Below are 18925 nucleotides of genomic sequence, written 5' to 3' on the forward strand. Positions count from 1 at the left end.
GCGCTGATTACCAGACATCACGCCACAAGGGCAGCGGCGTAACCCACCATCGGCGCAACGCGGTCGATCGCTTGGTGGGTTACGCGCCGCGCCACTATCGCATCCGGTTTATCGACCGGTGTACCGCGCCGCTAACCCAACCTACGAAGCTGTTACTTGCCGCTTGTAGCTTACGGCTTGCAACTTTCAGCGCTAGCTGGCGTAGAGATAAGCCTCGACGTCCATACCGGCATCGCGCATCTGCGCCAGCTTGTAACGCAGGGTGCGCGGGCTGATGCCCAGGCGTTCGGCGGCCTCCTTGCGGCGGCCGCGCTCGGCACGCAGGGTATCGATGATCACCTGGAACTCGCGGCGGCGCAGGTCCTCGCCCAACGCGCCGGCATCCACCGCACCCGGCGCCTCGACCGCCTGCGGCGAGGCCGCCGGCGCACTGGGCACCACCGCCAGACGCGGCGCCGGGGCCTGCACCGCCTGGCCGATGGGCGCATGCAGGCACAGGTCCTGCGGCTGGATCACGCCGCCCTGCTGGAGGATCAAGGCGCGCTGGATGGCGTTGTCCAGCTCGCGCACGTTGCCCGGCCACTGGTGATGCAGCAGGCTCTGCGCGGCGGCCTCGGACAGGCGTACGGGGGACTGATTCATTTTTTTGACGTGCTTGGCCAGCAATCGCTCGGCCAACGGCAGGATATCGGCGGGCCGCTCGCGCAGCGGTCGCCAGGCCAGGGGGAATACCGACAGGCGATAGTAGAGGTCCTCGCGGAAGCGCCCGGCCGCGACCTCGCCGGCCAGGTCGCGGTTGCTGGTGGCCAGCACGCGAATATCCAGGCTGATCGGTTTACGCGCGCCGACCCGCTCCACTTCACGTTCCTGCAACACGCGCAGCAGCTTGGCCTGCAGGCCCAGGGGCATCTCGGAAATCTCGTCGAGCAGGATGGTGCCGCCGTCGGCCAGCTCGAACTTGCCCGGCTGCGCCGTCACCGCGCCGGTGAAGGCGCCCTTCTCGTGACCAAAGAGCGTGGCCTCGAGCATGTTGTCGGGAATCGCCGCGCAGTTGATGGCGATGAACGGGCCACCGGCACGCGGCGACTGCTGGTGGATATAGCGCGCCAGCACCTCCTTGCCGGTGCCGGACTCGCCGGTGATCATCACCGTCGAATCGCTCTGCGCCACCCGCGCAGCCAGCTCCAGCAGCTGCAGACTGGCCGGCTCCAGCGCCACCGGGCCGTCGCGGTCGCCCGCGCTCAAGCAGCCCAGGGCGTGACGCGCCACCAGCTCCAGCAGGGTACGCGGCTCGAACGGCTTGACCAGGTAATCGGCGGCGCCCTGGCGGATCGCATCCACCGCCCGCTCCACCGCGCCGAAGGCGGTCATCAGCAGCACCGGCAACTGCGGGTAGCGGCCGCGGATCTGCGCCAGCAACTGGTGACCGTCCATGCCCGGCATATTGACGTCGCTGACCACCAGGCCGAACGGCTCCTCGCCCAGGGCGACCAGCGCCGCCTCGGCGCAATCCACCGCGCGGTAGTCATGCCCCCCGAGACACAGGGTATCGGCCAGGGCTTCGCGCAGGGCGCGGTCGTCTTCGACCAACAGAACTTTGGCAGCCATGGGGATCACTCCTGATTCATTCTGGGCGCCACATCGAGCAGCGGCAGGGAAAGGATGGCGCAGGTGCCGCGAGCGACCCGCGATTGCAGCAGCAGCTGACCCTGGTGGGCGCGCGCCACGGCCTTGACCACCGCCAGGCCGAGGCCGGTGCCGGTGGTCTTGGTGGTAAAGAAGGGTTCGCCCAGGCGCGCCAGGGTGGCGGCATCCATGCCCGGGCCGTTGTCGCTGATGCACAGGCGCAGCTGATTGTCGCGGCGATACAGGTGGACCTTCAGCCGCGCCTCGCGCCCGCCCGCCTGGATGGCGTTGTCGATCAGGTTGAGCAGGGTGCCGACCAGAGTGTCGCGGTTGCACAGCAGCTCGCCGGCGCGAACGTCGCACTGCCAACGCACCGTCATGCCGGTCACATGGGGTTCGGCGGCGGCACGCAGGGCGGCGAACAGCGCCTGCGGGCCGAGGCGATCCGGCAACGGTAGCTCGCCACGGGCGAAGATCAGCATGTCGCGCACCTGGTTCTCCAGCTCGTGCAGGCGCTCCTTGAGACGCCCGGCGAAGCGCTGCTGCTGCTCGGCCGGCAGCACCTGCTCGTTGAGGTGGCTGGCGTAGAGCAAAGCGGCGGACAGCGGCGTGCGAATCTGATGGGCCAGGGAAGCGACCATGCGCCCCAGGGCGGAGAGGCGTTCGTGGCGCGACAGCTGATCCTGCAGGCGACGGGTTTCCGTCAGGTCGGTGAGCAGCACCAGCTGCCCCGGCTCGCCATGCAGCGAGCGGGTGGCAATGGACAGGCGACGGCCGTCCTTCATGGAGATCTCATGGCCGTCGTCCTCGCGCGGGGCGAAGTTGCGCGCGATCACCTGGCGCCAGAGCATGCCGACCAGGGGCTGGCCGAGCAACGCGCGCGCCACCGGATTGGCCTCGCGCACCACACCCTGGCCGTCGATCACTATGACGCCGCCCGGCAGCAGGTCCAGCAGGCTCTGCAGGCGATGGGCCAGACGCTCCTTCTCCGCCAGCTCCTGCATGCGCTGGGCGCTGACCAGCGCCAACTGCCCCTTCAGTTCACTGACGCGAGCCTCGAGCAGGCTGTAGGACTCGCTGAGCTGATTGGACATCTGGTTGAACAGGGCGAAAGCCTGCTCCAGACCGGCACGACTGGCTTGCTCGAGCGGCGCCGAAGGGCTCGGCTCGACTGGCTCGGAGGGGCGAACGCTTGCTTTCATCTTCTTCTCTCGCACAACGCACCGTCAGAAGACGGTCAGGTGAGAGAGGTTTAGCAATCCCCGTGCCTACTTTTTTAGCTTTATTTTTCAATCACTTGAAAAATAAAGCCGGAGGCTGCGTCAAAGCTCCGGCTTTATCGATCGAGTATCCGCCAGTGGCGGACGGATCAGTGGCGAGTCAATCCTCGTCCTGACCCTCCTCTTCACGACGGCTCATGCCGTACTTGCGCATCTTCTCCACCAGGGTGGTGCGGCGGATACGCAGACGCTCGGCAGCACGCGCCACCACGCCGCCGGCGTCGTCCAGCGCCTGCTGGATCAGGCCCTGCTCCAGATTGCCCAGGTAGTCCTTCAGGTCCAGGCCCTCGGGCGGCAGCATGGCCGGGGTGTCCAGGCCCGGCAGACCGGCCATGATCGCCGCACGCTCCTCCAACTCGTCGCGCAGGCTGGCGGCCAGCTGCTCGTCCTCGTCGTCGACGTGACGGAACTTCTTCGGCAGCTCGCCGACGCCGATCACCCCGTAGGGATGCATGATCGCCATGCGCTCGACCAGGTTGGCCAGCTCGCGTACGTTGCCCGCCCAGTCGTGGCGGCACAGCGACATGATGGCCGCCGAGTTGAAACGGATCGAGCCACGTTTCTCGTGCTCCATGCGCGAGATCAGCTCGTTCATCAACAGCGGGATGTCCTCGATACGCTCGCGCAGCGGCGCCATCTCGATGGGGAAAACGTTGAGGCGGTAGTACAGATCCTCGCGGAAGCTGCCGTCCTCGATCATCTTCTCCAGGTTCTTGTGGGTGGCGGCGATGATGCGCACGTCGGCGGTCTGCGTCTTGTTGCTGCCGACCCGCTCGAAGGTGCGTTCCTGCAGTACGCGCAGCAGCTTGACCTGCATCGGCAGCGGCATGTCGCCGATCTCGTCGAGGAACAGGGTGCCGCCATTGGCCAGCTCGAAGCGCCCTGCCCGGCTGGTGATGGCGCCGGTGAAGGCACCCTTCTCGTGACCGAACAGCTCGCTCTCCAGCAACTCGGCGGGAATCGCACCGCAGTTGACCGGCACGAAGGGCGCTTCGCGGCGCTTGGAGTGATAGTGCAGGTTGCGCGCCACCACCTCCTTGCCGGTGCCGGACTCGCCGAGGATCAGCACGCTGGCCTCGGTGTCGGCCACCTGTTGCATCATCTGCCGCACCTGCTGAATCGCGCGACTGGTGCCGACCAGGCTGCGGAACAGGTTGGGCTCGCGCTGCCGACCGCGGTCGCGGGCCTGGTCGTACATTTCGCGATAGACTTGGGCGCGGTGCAGCGAATCGAGCAGCTTGTTGTAGCTCAGCGGGGTTTCCAGGCTGGCCAGCACGCGCCGACGAAGGTCCTCCGGCCAGTCGCCAGCCGCGGTCTCACCGATCGTCAGCAGCGGCAGGAACTCGTCCCACCCGACTATCTGCTTGGTCAGCTCGAGCGCACCGCCCTTGGACTCGACCTCGCCCAGCAACACGCTGAGCACGTCGCGACTGGAGCTCAGCTCGGCGACCGCGTCCTGCCAGTTCTGACTGCTACAGGCGAGGTGCTCTTCCCCGAGGAAATTCAGAATGATCGCCAGCTCGTGGCGGCGCGCGGCATTGTCGTCAATCAGCAGGATTTTGGTTTCACGCCACATCTTGTGTTTATCTGACTCGAGGAGTGAAGGAAATTGCGCGCCAGATCCTCGGCGCACACCGGCAATTGGCCACTAGTAAAGTCAATATTTTGGATACAGTCAATTTTATGGCGTAATTTTTTTGCTCGCCTATGACCATAGCTAAGCAGCTGTTCGCACAGTCGGGTAGTGGCAACCGATAAAAAGAAGCAGAAAGGAGAAAACTGAAAGAGGGAAACCGAGCCAAACCTGGCGGCTAAGCTCGGGAAAATGCGGCCAAATCAGCCGAACAGCTGGTAAACCTTGGCGCCCTGGCGAGACTGATTGAGCTGCACCAACTCGCCGGCCAAGCGCTGCTGCTCGGCCTGACAAACGGTCACCAGCTCACGGTAGAGCGCCAGCAGGTTCTCCATGCTGCCGCGCAGCTGCTCTTCATCGCGACTCTCGACCATGGCCGCATCGACCGCCATACGGCATTGCAGGTCCAGCTCGCCGATGGCCGCCCAGTCCTGCTTGGTCAGGGCGTCGCGCAAGGCCATGCCGGTTTCCTGCAAATGCTGGACAGTATTGATCATAGGCCCCCCCCTCTAACTCAAGCCGCTTAGGGCGCAATTCCATCCCAGCCAGACTTGATAGTACGCATCAGCCCAGAAATTTCGTCGATGATGGTTACATCAGCCTTGGAGTTGGCTTCAACCAAACGATTCCCCATGTACTCATAAAGTCGATCCAGATTGATGGCAACTTCACCGCCGCGCTCCATATCGAGCGCCCCACGCAGCCCCCCAATAATGGATATTGCTTTGCCTAACAGCTCCCCTTTAACGGCCAGTTGACCGTGTTCAAGCGCCCCTCGCGCCTGCGCTAAACGGGAAAGTTCACCATCCATCAACATCTGGATCAACCGATGTGGGCTGGCATCGGACACCAAAATATCCGTTTTTACAGCTTGGTACTGACGAAGAGCGGAAGCGGCGTTCATCATTTTGACTCTCGGAGGTGGCTATCTACCTATTAAGATAATCGACCGGAAAACCAAGATCTTTAGTCCCTAGCAGGAATTTCTACAGCGCTTCGCCAGATCACGATTTAGATCGCGCCGAAAGCGCCTCCAGGCTAGCCAACAGCGAGTTTCCAGTGCTAGTGAGTTGCCCCACAAGATTGTCCATCGCGTTGTATTGCGCATAGAGACGAGCCTCTAGCGCCGTCATGGCACGAGTATGGGCATCACGCTGTTTGCTGACGCTTGTGAGGGTACCTTGCAGCGAGTCGGAGCGTTCTTTCAGAATCCCTCCTGTCTGGGTATAAACCTTGATCTGATCGTCCAGCCGCTTGAACAAACCATCCGCGCCCGCGAAGAAGGTGCCAATGGTCTCGGGACTGTCCTGAATCACCTTATCCAGCTTAGTCTGATCTATAGTCAGAGTGCCGTCCTGCTGACTCTTGATCCCCAAGTCGGCCAGAATCTTGATGGAGTCATTACCCGTATCACTAGCGGTGGTGAGTTCCTTGCGCATCAAGCCCATCAATTGACGGACGGTAGAGTCGCCCACAAGTGCACCGCTCGTGGTGGTCGTGCCATCGCTCCCCTGGGTCACCTTGGTAAGGGAGCTAGTCACCTTGACGACCTGATTGTAGGCATCGACAAACTTTTGAACCGACTCCTTGAGACCGCTTTTGTTCGGTCCTACCGTCAAGATAGTGGTTTTACCCACACTGTCAGCCAGCAACTCAAAGGTCATACCACTAACTGCACCTTCGACCTTGTTGGTCGCGCTGGACAGCACAAGTCCATCGACCTCGAACTCAGCGTTCTGCGCCTTGGTGATGTGTCCCGCTGCGCCATTTGCCTGCTGCTGAGTGCCGTCCACGGCAAGGAGGGACAGGGATGCATTGGAGCCACTAACGGAAATATCCTTGCCCATACCGGTGGTGGTGGAACTCAGGATCAGACGGGCCCCTGCCTCGGTATTGGCCGGGTCGCTAACCACGTTGGCGGTAATTCCACTGTCCTTGAGCTTGGCGTTGATCGCATCGCGAACCTCCACTAGAGAGGCGCCCTCAGCAACATCCACGGTAAACGGCTCATCGGTCCCAAGGCTTATGCTGAGCGAGCCTGCCGAGAAGACTGTGTCGGAAACGACATTAGCGGTCACAACCTTGGAGGATGTAGCCAGCTGGTTGACTTTCACCTGATAACTACCGGCAACGGCACTGCCGGAAGCGCTGACCGTAATTTGCTCGGCATTCGAAGAAGAAGCAGCCAAAGCGGAAAAGGCGCTACCAGAGCTCAAGTCCTTCATCGCCTTCTGGAAGGCCTCCAAAGCACTCTTGAATTGCCCTACAGCAGAAATCTTGGCGTCGGCCTGACTCTTGAGACGATCGAGCTGGGCAGTTTTAGGGGCAGCCTGGGCATCAACAAGCGACTTTACAATCGAATTGATGTCAAGCCCGGAGCCAAGGCCGGTGCCAGTAATAGTTGCCATGCTTCACCTCTCGACAGTCTTCTGACGCCAACCACGTCACTGCAAAACCTGCAGGATCTAGGCCAGGACGCTCATGCTGTTGTATTGACCATCAGGCTCCGAGCCTCCTCCAGATGCTTCAACAGCTGCAGAGCCTCTTCAGACGGAATCTGCCGGATGACCTCTCCTGATGACTGATCCCGAACCTCGACCACAACCCGCCCGCTGGAATCATCCACTCGAAAGGAAAGATCGCGCTGGATGGATTGTGCAAACTCTTGGAGAGAGACCACCGCATCATTGATAACTCCAATGACTCCGGCGCCATCCGCGAGAGAAGTTGCATTGATGTTCCTGACGGAGACAGACTCCCGCTCATCGAAATCAGCACCTGCCAGATCGGGACGCTGCGTCTTCCGCTCTGCGGCCGGCTTAATATCAACTGCGCCAGCACTCCTGACGCCTTGAACATTGATATCCATAACCGCCTCCTCGAAAAGGCAAAAACAGGGGTAGGCGTCCTGCGACCCCTCCCCTGTTTATCAGGTTCGACCTTACTGCAGCAGACTGAGCACAGCGGAGGGGAGCTGATTAGCCTGTGCCAGGATAGCGGTACTGGCCTGCTGCAGCACCTGATTCTTGGTCAGGTTAGCAGTTTCAGCCGCGAAGTCGGTGTCCTTGATACGGCCACGGGACGCGGATACGTTTTCAGCGATGTTCTGCAGGTTGGCGATAGTGTTGGTAAAGCGGTTCTGCACAGCACCCAACTCGGCGCGACGACTGTCGATCGTCGCCATCGCTGCGTCAATGGCAGAAACAGCAGCTTGAGCGCCAGAAGCAGTGGTGATATCCACATCGCCAGACGCCACGCCCAAACCGGAAGCATTGAAGGCTGCAGAACCCATGGTCACGTTGATAGTTTCATTCGCATCGGCACCAACCTGGAACGCCACATCACCGGAGAAGGCACTGCCGTCCAAAAGGTAAAGTTTGTTAGAGCCACTACCAAAGCTTGTGGTGTCGGAAATACGATCCAACTCGCTCTGCAGCGCAACCACTTCCTGATTCAACGATTCGCGATCGACGCTGCTGTTGCTGCCGTTGGCTGCCTGCAGAGCCAGCTCGCGCATGCGCTGCAGGATGTCGGTGGACTGCTGCAGAGCGCCTTCCGCAACCTGAGCAATGGAGATACCGTCGTTGGCATTGCGAATTGCCACGTTCAGACCATTGATCTGGCTGGTCAGGCGGTTGGAAATCTGCAAACCGGCGGCATCGTCCTTGGCACTGTTGATACGCGAGCCAGTCGAGAGGCGCTGCATCGACACGCTCAGCGAGTCGGATGCCTTGTTCAGGTTGCGCTGAGTGTTGAGAGAAGCAACGTTGGTGTTTACGGTCAATGCCATGATTTTGTCCTCCGAAGGACTGGGCCTATTTGCCTGAGCTTGCGACTCCGAGCCAGCTCATGCGGCCGTTGAGTTCGCGTTCACTTAGCGTATCGTCGCCTGAAAAAAAACCTTTAGCCCCAATACGCGTTTTTTTTACCTAACTCGAGCAACCTGGGGAAAGCACGCCGCTCAAGCCTTATCCCATTCATCGGCGAGGCGACGGAAAGCTTTAGGGGAGCGCTCGAAAAACTGGGGCATGCCCGGTCGAATGCCTACGTGGATGTGTATAGGCTCAATCAGGCAGCCATGCCTTGCGCCATTCCAACAGTGCCTCGCCTTGTAGCATCCAGTCCCGGTGTATCGCCGCACGCAGGGCATCGCCCTTCCTGGCAGTCTCGTCAAGGTCAGCAAGATGCACACGAATCGCCTCGATCCAGTCTTCGGTGCGATTTTCCACCAGGGTGACCGGCAAGCCGCAACGGTAGGTCACGATGTCCGTGCAGATCACCGGGAAACCGCAAGCGCCGTACTCCAAAAGGCGCAGGTTACTCTTGCACTCGTTGAATAGATTCATTTCCAGCGGCGCCAAAGCAAGATCCAGGTTCAGTGATGCCAGGCGCTCTGGATACCTCTCGATCGAAATCCCAGTGTAGAACTCATGGATATATGGTCTAAGCATTTCAGGGCACATTCCGAAGAAAACCCACTCGACCTCGTTCGCCAAGGCTCGCACCACGTCGAATATCAGCTCCAAATCCCCGGTGTGACTGGTGCCTCCAGCCCAACCGACGCGAGGTTTACGGCCGACTCGTCGCTGACTCCGAAGCCCCCCCCACCACTCCACCGGCAGGCGGTTCTGCACAACCCGGATGTCGGGGTGGAGCCCTCTGAAGGCCTCTGCCAGCGGCTCGGTGGAAACTACAAAGCGATCCACTAGGCTCAGCGACTTGTTGATGTATGCCATTACGTTCTTAGGAATTTGGTTGTAATGAATGCTTTTTTCCGGCACTCCGGGGATGAAATCGTCCATATCCATCACGCGGAAGACCCCCTTGTAGATGCTCGATTCCTCTCGCAAAAGCAGGCTATGAGGCGTGAACTGGCGTTGATAAATGATGCTATTTGGAGCAAACCGTTCAAGTTCCACCGGCGCCAATAACGACCCACTGGAAATCCCTTCGATAAGTGCCTCTCGCTCCATGGCTATGAACGGCTGGTAAATTCGATAATGCCCGCATCCGCCACCATCCGATGGATGGCACAAGATGCGAGGAAGCAGGGGCTGCCCGATCGGCTGCCATTCCCGAGTCTTGGAATAATCGGGAGTAAAACCCAGACCACTAATGGTCAGGTTCTGGTTGTAGGCCGGATCCCGGGCAAGCACGGGTAACCATCTGTCGTACATAGCGATCCGGGCCTTTTGCTGCTCTTGCGACTCGAAAGACGCCTCTACGCCCTCCACCGGCGACTCACCGGCCTGACGAACCACGGCATTAGCGGCCCATAGAATCAAATAGCCGGCCTGGCCGAGCCTCAGGCAGAAGTCGACGTCGGCATATTCTTCGCGAATATCATCACAGCCCATACCACCCACTTCATCGAAAGCTGACTTACGTACCAGCATGCAGGCACGACTCACGGCGCTATAGCTCTGATCGACCAGCAAACGACTCATGTAACCAGGGGCATTTCCCGCCTCACCAATGAATGCACCACCTGCAGGCCCACGCAGCCCAAGGATGATCCCGGCGTGTTTGACCGGACCGAAACGATAGAGAACCTTGGCCCCCACAACGGCCACTTCCGGACGAAGAGCGTGATTCAGCATTTCCTCCAACCATTCCGGCTGGCTCTGCCATGTGTTGCTGGCAAGCAGAAGCAGGTATTCGCCGCACGCGGCAGTTGCTCCCAGATTGCACATCGCGGACAGGTCGAAACGACCATCGTAGTGCGCAACCCTGATTCGTCCGGCCCCCATCCCTGCAAGCGTGTCCAGCCATTCGCGCACGGGCGACGAGTCGTCCATGCTGCCGACCAGCACCACCTCATAGTTCTGGTAGCGTGTAACTTCCAGGATGCTTTCGACGCACCGCTCAAGTTTTGCTAGATCGTCTTCGATTGGGATGATGATGCTAACCAGAGGCTGGTCTTTGTGCGCGTAACGTATGCGATAGCGTCCTGGCAACACGGGCACAACCGAGGCCCCCTCATAGCCACGTACCCTCAGGTGCCGACTAATCGCACGGAGCTCATCCGCCTTGTCCGCAGGCGCTTTTCTCGCGACGACCACTAGGGGTTCATCGACATGAGCAAGCCCCGAGAAACCACCGTGCTCTACCATCCGCAGGATGAAGTCCAACTCAAACGCATCGGTGAACTCGGGATTGAAGCCATCGAGGGCAATTAAGGTTTGCTTGTGGAACAACCAGTGAGAAGCCATCGCACCGGGAAATGCAAGCAAGTAATCAAGATTGAACCCAGACCTCAACAACGGCGCGCGGGTGCCCTCATCGTCGACCTCCAACTCGTCCCCGTAGACCGCTCGGCACCCCGGCGCCGCCAGCAACTCGATCGCCAAGGTCTGCAATCCGGCGGCAGTGAACTCGGTCCCTGCCTCCACCAGCATCAGCCATTCGAAGTCGATTCCGACGGCGACCTGATTCAGCGTATCCACCAGATTCTGCTTGGTGATTCGGACAAAACGGAGTCCTTCCGACGAATTCTCCCTGGGGATATCGAGCGACGTAAGCACCGTGATTTTCACATTTCTGTAAAAGCAGCGATCGTTGTCCAAGCTCTTGATGGTCGCAATTACCCGCTGCAGGTCACCGACTAGATCCTTGATCACCACATTCACTAGCGGCGCGACCGGATTACTTTCAAGGCTGGAATTAATCAATCGCACATGGGTTTCCGCCGGCACTCTGGCATTCATCCAACGATCCAGCCAGAAGCGTTGGCTGGCAGCTTCTCTGCTCGCCTGCGCCTGCGTCTTCCGGGTAAACACGACCAGCTGCTCCCAGAAGCACTCCTCCAACTCACTGTGCCAGGAGCGAATTTCCGGCAGGCTCTCCACCGCATCGCGCAAGGCCCGCTCCGAATCGTCCGACGCCACACCGCTATGACGGTAAAAACGGAACGTCTCCTCAGTGAACGCCAAATGCTCATAGCCAGCGGCCTGCAGGGCAACGACCGGACATCCGCAAAGCATGGCTTTTGTGCAGGTGGATGACGTCTCGAATGAATAGAGCACAGCGGCGGACTTGAACTTCTCCGCCAGTTGGGCGAGGGGCAACGGATCTGCCATCGACAGGACTTCTAGATCTGGGGGCAGGGTGGAGAAATCCACCGCGTCCCGCGGCACCCGATTCAAATAGAGGAGGCTTCCCGCACGCTGGCGCGAAGGATCGGGGGCAAACATCTCCATATCCGTGCCGGGCAGTGTGAGCAAATCGACTACTCTCCCCGACTCTACGAACTCCTCGCGAAAATAGAAAAAAAGGTCCGTATCGCTGGCGCCAAGCTGGTTGCCGCGAATCAGTCCTTCCTTGTTGAGAATGTAGCGAACTACCACCGGCGCCATCATCGGATTGCCAGAAGCGGTTTCCGGATAGACCGCAATAGGTACTTTTTTAGCCTGCTGGTGATTTCTCTTGATCGTATCGGTCAGCAACGGTGTCTTGAGGTCCGGATTGACCCGCTTGGCGCCCACTATATAGGCTTCTAACCCCTCCAGATTTAAGGCATGACACAGGTAATGGAGTACACATATGCCAGAGGACGACTCGCGGTAATCAGGAGCAGCGATGTAGTACGGATGTCCAGGTTTGAAGTGCAGCCTGCTTTTCATGCGAACTCCTTATTCCATGGCACCGAGAGAACTCATGATGAAAATCGGGCGGTTGAGGAACTCGCCTAGAGAGTCGTCCCGTTGAATGCTTCGCTCGTTTACGTCTCGATAGGAAATTTCGTCTCCCTGGCGTACCGCGACACCTATAGCGTCGATATTCCAGTAGCCCGAGGTTCCTTCACGGATGAAGTCGATCATTTCGGCCTTGGTGCCGTGGAGGAATAGGCAGTGATCCGGATCACCACGCCAGTTGAATCCCAACTGGAACACCAATCGGCCGGAGATCCGGCTCATTCGATTGAGTTGCCGGAGGATGGTGGCCCTGGCTTGGTCTATACCTATGGCAGGATCGCCATAGTCATCGCCGACGTGATGCAGAACGTTCAACAGCAGTGCGACGTCGAACCGCCCAGGCATTGATTCAAAATCGAAGTAATGCGGCCGAACTTCCAAGACATTTTCCATGTTTAGTAACGAAGCGGCTTCCTGGACGAAGGCTGCATGCTCGACACTGCCCTCATAGCCCATGGCCCGGGTGGCACCTGCCCGCAGCGATTCGAACAGGAAGAACCCGGTGTTGCAGCCGATATCAAGTACTTTGCAGTTGAAAAACCCTACCTTCGCCTTTATATAGGCCAGGCGCTCAACTTCGTTCTTATGGCGTATTTCCACATCGACGTCGCCCAACAGTTCCGCTACTGGCTCCGACAACAATTGATAAGCGGAATGTTTGCGTGTGCGAGCAGTATTGGCGAATAGGCGTTTGAGCTCTTCAAGCTTTTCGGCTGATACGGGCATCTGGCCCCCCTCAAGAATGAATGATTTTCAGGCGAACATTTGTTCCCTTCGATATACGGAAAAGCTCGCAACTATTCTCTGACGCAAGAGTCTGAATCGAGCTTGTCATCTGAAGTACGCCGGCTTGAGGACATGACTGAACGTGAAGCCCTGTCCATTTCCCCGAGTTGGAAATGAACTCTCGCTCTTGCAAGATGATGCTCACAGGTTCGTCTCCGACAGTCTGCTCCTGACCTGATGGATCGTCAGGCCTAGTGCGCTTTTCAACTCGTGCCCTAGCAAACGCAACGTATCCATTCGTAGATAGATATCCGCGCCGAGCAGAGCGGAGGGACGAGATACCAGCTTGCGCAGGTACTGCGGGTAGCGACGAGGCCGTCCGCCCGCGAACAGAGAGAGGGCCAAGCCACTCGTCCATAAATAGAGCGCACGCTTGCTGCCGCGCTCATGGCCCGCTGCCCCTGCGATGGCCTCCGGTCGGAGGCCTGCCTTGATGGCCAACTCGAACGGTCCCCACAACCTGGGATTGGCTTCGATAAGATGGAAAACGCCGTTCGCCTCGATCAGCTCAACCATGACGAAACCGAAGAATCCCACCGACTGGAAACCGCGAATCAGGCACTGCTCGCTCCAGGGATCCGGACACTCGCACAGGCGGGCCGCCAGCATCGATTTGCCGTTGGGCTGCTGCAACAGGTTCTCCTGATAACGCACCGTCGGCTCGCCGGAGCGTGGGAAGAAGGCCAGAAAGTAGTAACTGCGCCCGTCCAGGTAACGCTGGAAGAAATAGTCCTCGCCTCCCCTCCCGGCGAGAAAGGCCTCAAGCGCCTGTTCGGTGAAGATAAGCTCCGGATAGAGCTTGCGGCCGCTACGCGGCGACACTTCATGGAAGGGCTTGGCGACCATCGGAAGATCGCTGGCGACCACCCTGTCGATGCGCGGCGGAAGGCTCATGCCGACCCCGGCCATGAGTTCCAGAAAGCTGGCCTTATCAGAAACCCTCTCGTAGAGCGACTTGTCCACCAGGGGTACTTCCAGCCCGGCCGCCTCGAACGCCTCACGCTTATCAAGCACAAGTCGAATGATCGACTCCGCGGTGGGTAAGAAGATCAGCCGCTCTCCTGCATGACGTGCCTTGATCTGCGTAAATGCCGCCAACATATCGTCGGCTTCTAGCCGATCCACGCCACGGACCGCTTCGATCCAACCGACGAAGCTGGTCTTGCGCAAAGGATCCTGTCCTGGTCTGGCGATTAGGGAACAGGCGATCCCGCTCCGGCGGAAGTGACGGCATATAGCAACCACGGCGCGCTCGTTGGCGCCGGTAAAAATAACGTAGCGAACGCAATCGACCACCGACTCAGACGAGCGCGGTATCGAGGATGATTGCGATGACCTCATCCTGCTCCTGCTCCTGCATATGTGGGAAAATCGGCAGGCAAATCACCTGGCGGGATATGCCGAAAGCGTTGCCGAGCCGCTGGGGCTGAGCGCTGTCGAGCCCACGGTACATGGGAAACTCCGAAATCAGCGGATAGAAGTAACGGCGGGCAAGAATTTCCGCGTCGCGCAAGCGCCGAAACAGAACATCGCGGGAAACCGAAAAGTGCTGATCGTCCACGAACAGGGGGCAATAGGAATAGTTCCAGTCCAGCCCCGGCGAGGGCGAAACCAGACGCAACCCCGGAACATCTCGGAAAGCTTCGCGATAACGCTCAAACAACTGCCGGCGAGCCGTTAGCGCGCCGTCCAGATGCTTGAGCTGGAGAAGCCCAAAGGCTGCCTGCACCTCATTCATCTTGCCGTTGATGCCTGGAGCGACCACCGTCACCTCGTCAGCGAAGCCGAAGTTCTTCAGGTAATCGATACGCTTCTTGATTTTTGCATCCGGACAGATGATGGCGCCGCCCTCGAAAGTATTGAACACTTTCGTCGCGTGAAAGCTCAGGACCGACAAATCCCCGCTTCGCAGGATGCTGACACCATCCTGACGCACACCGAATGCGTGGGCCGAGTCGTAGATGACCTTGAGACCGTAAGTGTCGGCCACTCGCTGAATCCCATCCACATCGCAGGGAATTCCGTAGCAGTGCACCGGCATGATCGCGGAGGTGGCCGGCGTGATGGCCTCCTCGACTCGTGCGGGGTCCAGATTGCAAGTAACCGGATCGACGTCGACAAACACGGGCTTGAGGCCGTTCCACACCACCGAATGCGCGGTCGCAACGAAGGAATACGGGGTGGTGATTACCTCGCCGGAGATCCGCAGCGCTTGGAGGGCCGCCACCAAGGCGAGCGTACCGTTGGCGAACAAGCAGATGTGCTCGACCCCCAGATAATCGGCCAGTTGCTGCTCGAGACGCTCATGCATGGGACCGCCGTTCGTCAAACGACGGCTTTCCCACACCTCTTCCAGATATGGCAGAAATTCTTCGAGGGGCGGCAGCAACGGGCTGGTGACTGGGATTGGTTTGGTCATATTCGCACCGTATATCGGATGAATCCGCATCCTACGTCTACCGTTTCCTGCCTCGCAGGGTGTCAGTTTTGCGACGTAAAGTTTTTATGATTAAAACGAATGCAAGAAATCCGCCAAGCAAGACCATGCCAAAGAAACGTAATTATTACGAACGCCACTCATAACTTGCTGAAAAGATTCAATTGCGTAATCGCGACATAGCTCTTCTGCGACGCATCCAGGATCAACTGCTGAAATGACAAGCGCGATAGCGCTTCCGCATAGTCCAATTCTCGCAATTCAGCCTGCACCGCCTTATTGACCAAGGTGACATCCTCATTGTCGGTCTGACTGGAATCCACGACATTCAGCCGGGCCCCTATTTGGCCCTGCGCCATGTCCACAGCGGCCATACCGCTGGAAATGTTGGAGAGCCCCAGAGCAACGGCATCACGTACTTCTCGACCATCGGTACTGGTTTCAAGGACCTGGCGCAGCTGCGAAATAGCATCAAGGATCCCCGTTTTGATCGACGGATCGGTACCTACTGCGGAGGCTGCCGGCCCGGGCCCCTCCAGCGCGAAGCTGGAGGACGGCGGCGGCGTGCCGTTGACATAAAAGCTAATGCCGCCGTAAGCGACTAACGTGTCGCCCATATCGGAAAGGCGACCAGTCGTCGCCGTGCCCGAGGGTAACGGGGTAATGGTGTAGTTTTTTGGATCGACGGCATCAAAGTCGATTTGCACACCGCCAGTTGGAAAGTTAGCAAACGCCACCTCATCCGTCACCAGCGCGCCACTGATCATGCCAGCGGGCGCCGCTGGACTGGAATTGTCGGTAACCGTTAGCCGGCCCGCATTGAGGGCGCTCTGAAAAACCTGCTTGCCATTGTCGCTAATGGGTACTTCCAAGGAGCTGGCGATCTGCAGCTTACGCTGCCCTTCGTCCCCCATGTACAGATAGCTGCCATCAGCCTGACGGACGAACGGCTGCGATTTACCCTGGAACCCGGAGAAAAGATATTCGCCACGGGCATTACGGGTATTCATCAGCGCCAACAGTTCGTCTTCGCGCTCGGCGAGTTCTGCCGCGATAGATTTACGATCATCCAACCCTAGGGCGCCATTGCCAGCCTGTACGACTAGCTCTCGAACCCGCTGAAGAACAGTCGTCACCGACTGAAGCGTAACCTCCTCCTGAGTCAGGCTGTTCTTCGCCGCCGTCAGGTTGGACTGGTACTGGCCCAGCACCGACTGCTGCTGCTCCAGCTGCAGCAGGCGCACCGAAGCCACCGGGTCGTCCGCCGGGGTGAGAATGCGGTTGCCGGTACTGATCTGCTCCTGGGTACGGATGGCATTGGCGTAGTTGCGCTGCAGGCCGGAAACCCCATTGTTGAATGCCTGGATGGTAGAGATGCGCATGCTTGAGCCTCTTGATGCGACCGTCGAGCATTGACGGAGTCGTAGGGTGCGCCTTGCGCACCTACGGATTATCTAAATGAACTGATCAGGGTATCGAACAAAGAGCGGGCAACTTGAATGATTTGCGCCGAGGCGTTGTAGTACTGCTCGAACTTGATCAGGTTGGCCGCTTCTTCGTCCAGGTTGACCCCCGACAGCGAATCGCGGTTGTCGGTGGCCTGCTTGAGAATCGCCGTGGTCGCCTCGCCATCCAGACGCGCCTGAGCGGTCAGGGTGCCAACCCGTTCGACCAGATCGCCGTAGCCATCGGCGAAACTCACACCGGTACTTCCTGGCGCGGCGGGGTCGACGCCGATGGTCGCCTTCGATTGCAGATCGGCCAGTTTCAGCGCGTTGCGGTTGTCGGATACGCCATTGGCATTGAAGGCAACGGCGAAGGTGTCGCCCTGCTGCGGCCGGCCGCTGAGGGTCAGGCGCAGGGTGCTGCCATCGGCCAGCTGCAGTTCGTAGCTATTGGTCTGCCCGGGCTGAAAGGTGGCCGGTGCGGCCGGCGTACCATCGGCGTTGATACGGGTCAGGGTGGCGCCAGCCGGCACGGTGAAATCACCGGCGGCCTCGTCGTAGGTCAGGGTTACCGGCAGAGCGCCGGTCAGGCTGCCCAGATTCAGCACGGACTGCAGGTCAGGCTGGCTAATGGCGCCGGTGCCGCGGTTTTGCAGGTTGGACTCGGCCCGCACCGGCGCGGCAAAGGCCAACTGGTCGGGCTGATCGAGCACGACAGCAATGTCGCCGGCGCCGCGACGGGTCGGCTGCAGCAGGAAGATGTCACCTGCCACCGGCGCCGGCGTGCCGACGTCGATGGTGAAGCCCTGGTCGCGACCATTGCTGTCGCTGAAGCTGAGCGTGCCGGGAGGATTCTCGGTCACGCTCATCATCGCGTTATCGCTAAGGCGGCGCGCCGTGTAGTTGGTGCCGTCGAACTCCAGGCGGTAGTCGCTGGCAGTCAGCAGGCTGGTGTCGCCTATGTTGAGCAAGGGCTGGGCATTGCTGCTGTTGCTACTGAAAACGCGTACGCGCAGTGCTGCCAACGCCGGATCGTTGAAGTCGCCGAACAGCGCGCTCCCCACCTGCCCCTTGAGGTCGAGGCCCTGGCCAAGCTGACTGTTGACCTGATCGCTGACGGCCAGGGCCAGACGGCCGAGACTGTTGAAGGTGGAGTCCAGTACCTCCTGGCGATAGCGGATCAAGCCGCCCAGCTCGCCGCCGCTGAGCTGGGTGGTAATGGTCTGGCGCGAGTTGCCGCTGACGAACTGAACCTCGAAGCGCGTGGGATCGCCCTTCCCCGGCCCGACCTCCAGGCGGCTGGCGGTGGCGCCCACCACCAGCGGCTGGCCGCTGCCGATAAACAGGTTGTAGCTGCTGTCGTCCTGCGGCACCACGGTGACGCCGACGTAGGTGGACAGCTGGCGCACCGCCTCGTCGCGGGCATCGAGCAGGTCGTTGGGCTGCTGGCCGTTGGCCGCCGCGACGGCGATGGCGTTGTTCAGGCTGGCGACGCTGGTGGCCAGGCGGTTGACCTGATCGCTGACCGCCACCATCTGCTTGTTGAGAAAGTTGTTCTGCTCATTGAGCCGTTCGTAAACGGTATTGAAGCGCCGCGAGAGGCCCTCGGCCTCGGACAGCACCAGTTGCCGCGCCGGGATATTGGCCGGATCTTCCGCCGCGGTCTGCAACGCGGCGAAGAAGGATTGCAGCGAGGGGGTGATGCCGGTGGTGGAGCCGGCCAGCAAGGAGTCGAGCTGATCGATTTGGCTCTTGTAGGCCGCCACGTCGCTGGCCAGCGCCGTGCTGGAGCGCAACTGGCTGGTAAGAAACTCGCTGTAGCTGCGGCGGATGTCCACCAGGCTGGTACCCGAGCCGATATAGCCGGCGCCGCTGAACTGCGGAATGCGCGTGGCCTGCACCGCATCCTGACGGGTATAGCCCGGTGTATTGATATTGGTGATGTTATGACCGGTGACGCTGAGCTGGGTCTTGCTGGCGGCAAGCCCGGACAGGCCAATACTGAGTAGGTCAGCCATGGTTCA

General features: G+C 59.7%; 14 protein-coding genes. All 14 read right to left on the bottom strand.

Annotated features, from left to right (window positions below; translation table 11 throughout):
- Positions 1–192: 192 nt before the first annotated feature.
- Positions 193–1608: a sigma-54-dependent response regulator transcription factor FleR gene (gene fleR, locus ACIGFL_RS12460; RefSeq protein ID WP_122108422.1), complete on the bottom strand. Its 1416-nt coding sequence runs from the start codon at positions 1606–1608 to the stop codon at positions 193–195.
- Positions 1609–1613: 5 nt separating this feature from the next.
- Entirely contained in the window at positions 1614–2828 is a 1215-nt protein-coding gene (locus ACIGFL_RS12465; protein WP_397497382.1) for a sensor histidine kinase, read from the bottom strand.
- A 178-nt stretch (positions 2829–3006) separates the two neighbouring features.
- Positions 3007–4482 carry a sigma-54 dependent transcriptional regulator gene (locus tag ACIGFL_RS12470; RefSeq protein WP_397497383.1) on the bottom strand — a complete coding sequence of 492 codons (1476 nt, stop codon included), beginning with the start codon at positions 4480–4482 and terminating at the stop codon, positions 3007–3009.
- A 260-nt stretch (positions 4483–4742) separates the two neighbouring features.
- Positions 4743–5036, bottom strand: coding sequence for a flagellar protein FliT (locus tag ACIGFL_RS12475; RefSeq protein WP_397497384.1), 294 nt, complete (start codon positions 5034–5036; stop codon positions 4743–4745).
- A 26-nt stretch (positions 5037–5062) separates the two neighbouring features.
- Positions 5063–5443, bottom strand: a complete 381-nt coding sequence (gene fliS / locus ACIGFL_RS12480) for a flagellar export chaperone FliS (RefSeq protein ID WP_397497516.1) — start codon at positions 5441–5443, stop codon at positions 5063–5065.
- Positions 5444–5543: 100 nt separating this feature from the next.
- Positions 5544–6947: a flagellar filament capping protein FliD gene (gene fliD, locus ACIGFL_RS12485; protein WP_397497385.1), complete on the bottom strand. Its 1404-nt coding sequence runs from the start codon at positions 6945–6947 to the stop codon at positions 5544–5546.
- A gap of 71 nt (positions 6948–7018) precedes the next feature.
- Entirely contained in the window at positions 7019–7408 is a 390-nt protein-coding gene (locus ACIGFL_RS12490) for a flagellar protein FlaG (RefSeq protein WP_397497386.1), read from the bottom strand.
- Positions 7409–7480: 72 nt separating this feature from the next.
- Positions 7481–8329 (bottom strand): flagellin domain-containing protein, encoded by an 849-nt coding sequence (locus ACIGFL_RS12495; protein ID WP_397497387.1) that lies wholly within the window; start codon positions 8327–8329, stop codon positions 7481–7483.
- A gap of 274 nt (positions 8330–8603) precedes the next feature.
- The gene (locus ACIGFL_RS12500; protein ID WP_397497388.1) at positions 8604–12161 is read right to left on the bottom strand and encodes a glycosyltransferase; all 3558 of its coding nucleotides are present in this window, start codon (positions 12159–12161) and stop codon (positions 8604–8606) included.
- A 9-nt stretch (positions 12162–12170) separates the two neighbouring features.
- Entirely contained in the window at positions 12171–12959 is a 789-nt protein-coding gene (locus ACIGFL_RS12505) for a class I SAM-dependent methyltransferase (protein ID WP_397497389.1), read from the bottom strand.
- A gap of 201 nt (positions 12960–13160) precedes the next feature.
- Positions 13161–14189 (bottom strand): hypothetical protein, encoded by a 1029-nt coding sequence (locus tag ACIGFL_RS12510; RefSeq protein ID WP_397497390.1) that lies wholly within the window; start codon positions 14187–14189, stop codon positions 13161–13163.
- Positions 14190–14319: 130 nt separating this feature from the next.
- The gene (locus ACIGFL_RS12515) at positions 14320–15438 is read right to left on the bottom strand and encodes a DegT/DnrJ/EryC1/StrS family aminotransferase (RefSeq protein WP_397497391.1); all 1119 of its coding nucleotides are present in this window, start codon (positions 15436–15438) and stop codon (positions 14320–14322) included.
- A gap of 158 nt (positions 15439–15596) precedes the next feature.
- The gene (gene flgL, locus ACIGFL_RS12520) at positions 15597–16838 is read right to left on the bottom strand and encodes a flagellar hook-associated protein FlgL (RefSeq protein WP_397497392.1); all 1242 of its coding nucleotides are present in this window, start codon (positions 16836–16838) and stop codon (positions 15597–15599) included.
- Between the two features lie 68 nt (positions 16839–16906).
- The gene (gene flgK, locus ACIGFL_RS12525) at positions 16907–18919 is read right to left on the bottom strand and encodes a flagellar hook-associated protein FlgK (RefSeq protein WP_397497393.1); all 2013 of its coding nucleotides are present in this window, start codon (positions 18917–18919) and stop codon (positions 16907–16909) included.
- Between the last annotated feature and the right edge of the window lie 6 nt (positions 18920–18925).

Origin of the sequence: Pseudomonas sp. NPDC077649 (genome assembly GCF_044542855.1) — a bacterium.
Classification (GTDB): domain Bacteria; phylum Pseudomonadota; class Gammaproteobacteria; order Pseudomonadales; family Pseudomonadaceae; genus Aquipseudomonas.

Excerpts from the sequence above, each read along its gene's own strand:
- fleR (WP_122108422.1), bottom strand. The coding sequence starts at position 1,608 with ATGGCTGCCAAAGTTCTGTTGGTCGAAGACGACCGCGCCCTGCGCGAA.
- ACIGFL_RS12465 (WP_397497382.1), bottom strand. The coding sequence starts at position 2,828 with ATGAAAGCAAGCGTTCGCCCCTCCGAGCCAGTCGAGCCGAGCCCTTCG.
- ACIGFL_RS12470 (WP_397497383.1), bottom strand. The coding sequence starts at position 4,482 with ATGTGGCGTGAAACCAAAATCCTGCTGATTGACGACAATGCCGCGCGC.
- ACIGFL_RS12475 (WP_397497384.1), bottom strand. The coding sequence starts at position 5,036 with ATGATCAATACTGTCCAGCATTTGCAGGAAACCGGCATGGCCTTGCGC.
- fliS (WP_397497516.1), bottom strand. The coding sequence starts at position 5,443 with ATGAACGCCGCTTCCGCTCTTCGTCAGTACCAAGCTGTAAAAACGGAT.
- fliD (WP_397497385.1), bottom strand. The coding sequence starts at position 6,947 with ATGGCAACTATTACTGGCACCGGCCTTGGCTCCGGGCTTGACATCAAT.
- ACIGFL_RS12490 (WP_397497386.1), bottom strand. The coding sequence starts at position 7,408 with ATGGATATCAATGTTCAAGGCGTCAGGAGTGCTGGCGCAGTTGATATT.
- ACIGFL_RS12495 (WP_397497387.1), bottom strand. The coding sequence starts at position 8,329 with ATGGCATTGACCGTAAACACCAACGTTGCTTCTCTCAACACTCAGCGC.
- ACIGFL_RS12500 (WP_397497388.1), bottom strand. The coding sequence starts at position 12,161 with ATGAAAAGCAGGCTGCACTTCAAACCTGGACATCCGTACTACATCGCT.
- ACIGFL_RS12505 (WP_397497389.1), bottom strand. The coding sequence starts at position 12,959 with ATGCCCGTATCAGCCGAAAAGCTTGAAGAGCTCAAACGCCTATTCGCC.
- ACIGFL_RS12515 (WP_397497391.1), bottom strand. The coding sequence starts at position 15,438 with ATGACCAAACCAATCCCAGTCACCAGCCCGTTGCTGCCGCCCCTCGAA.
- flgL (WP_397497392.1), bottom strand. The coding sequence starts at position 16,838 with ATGCGCATCTCTACCATCCAGGCATTCAACAATGGGGTTTCCGGCCTG.
- flgK (WP_397497393.1), bottom strand. The coding sequence starts at position 18,919 with ATGGCTGACCTACTCAGTATTGGCCTGTCCGGGCTTGCCGCCAGCAAG.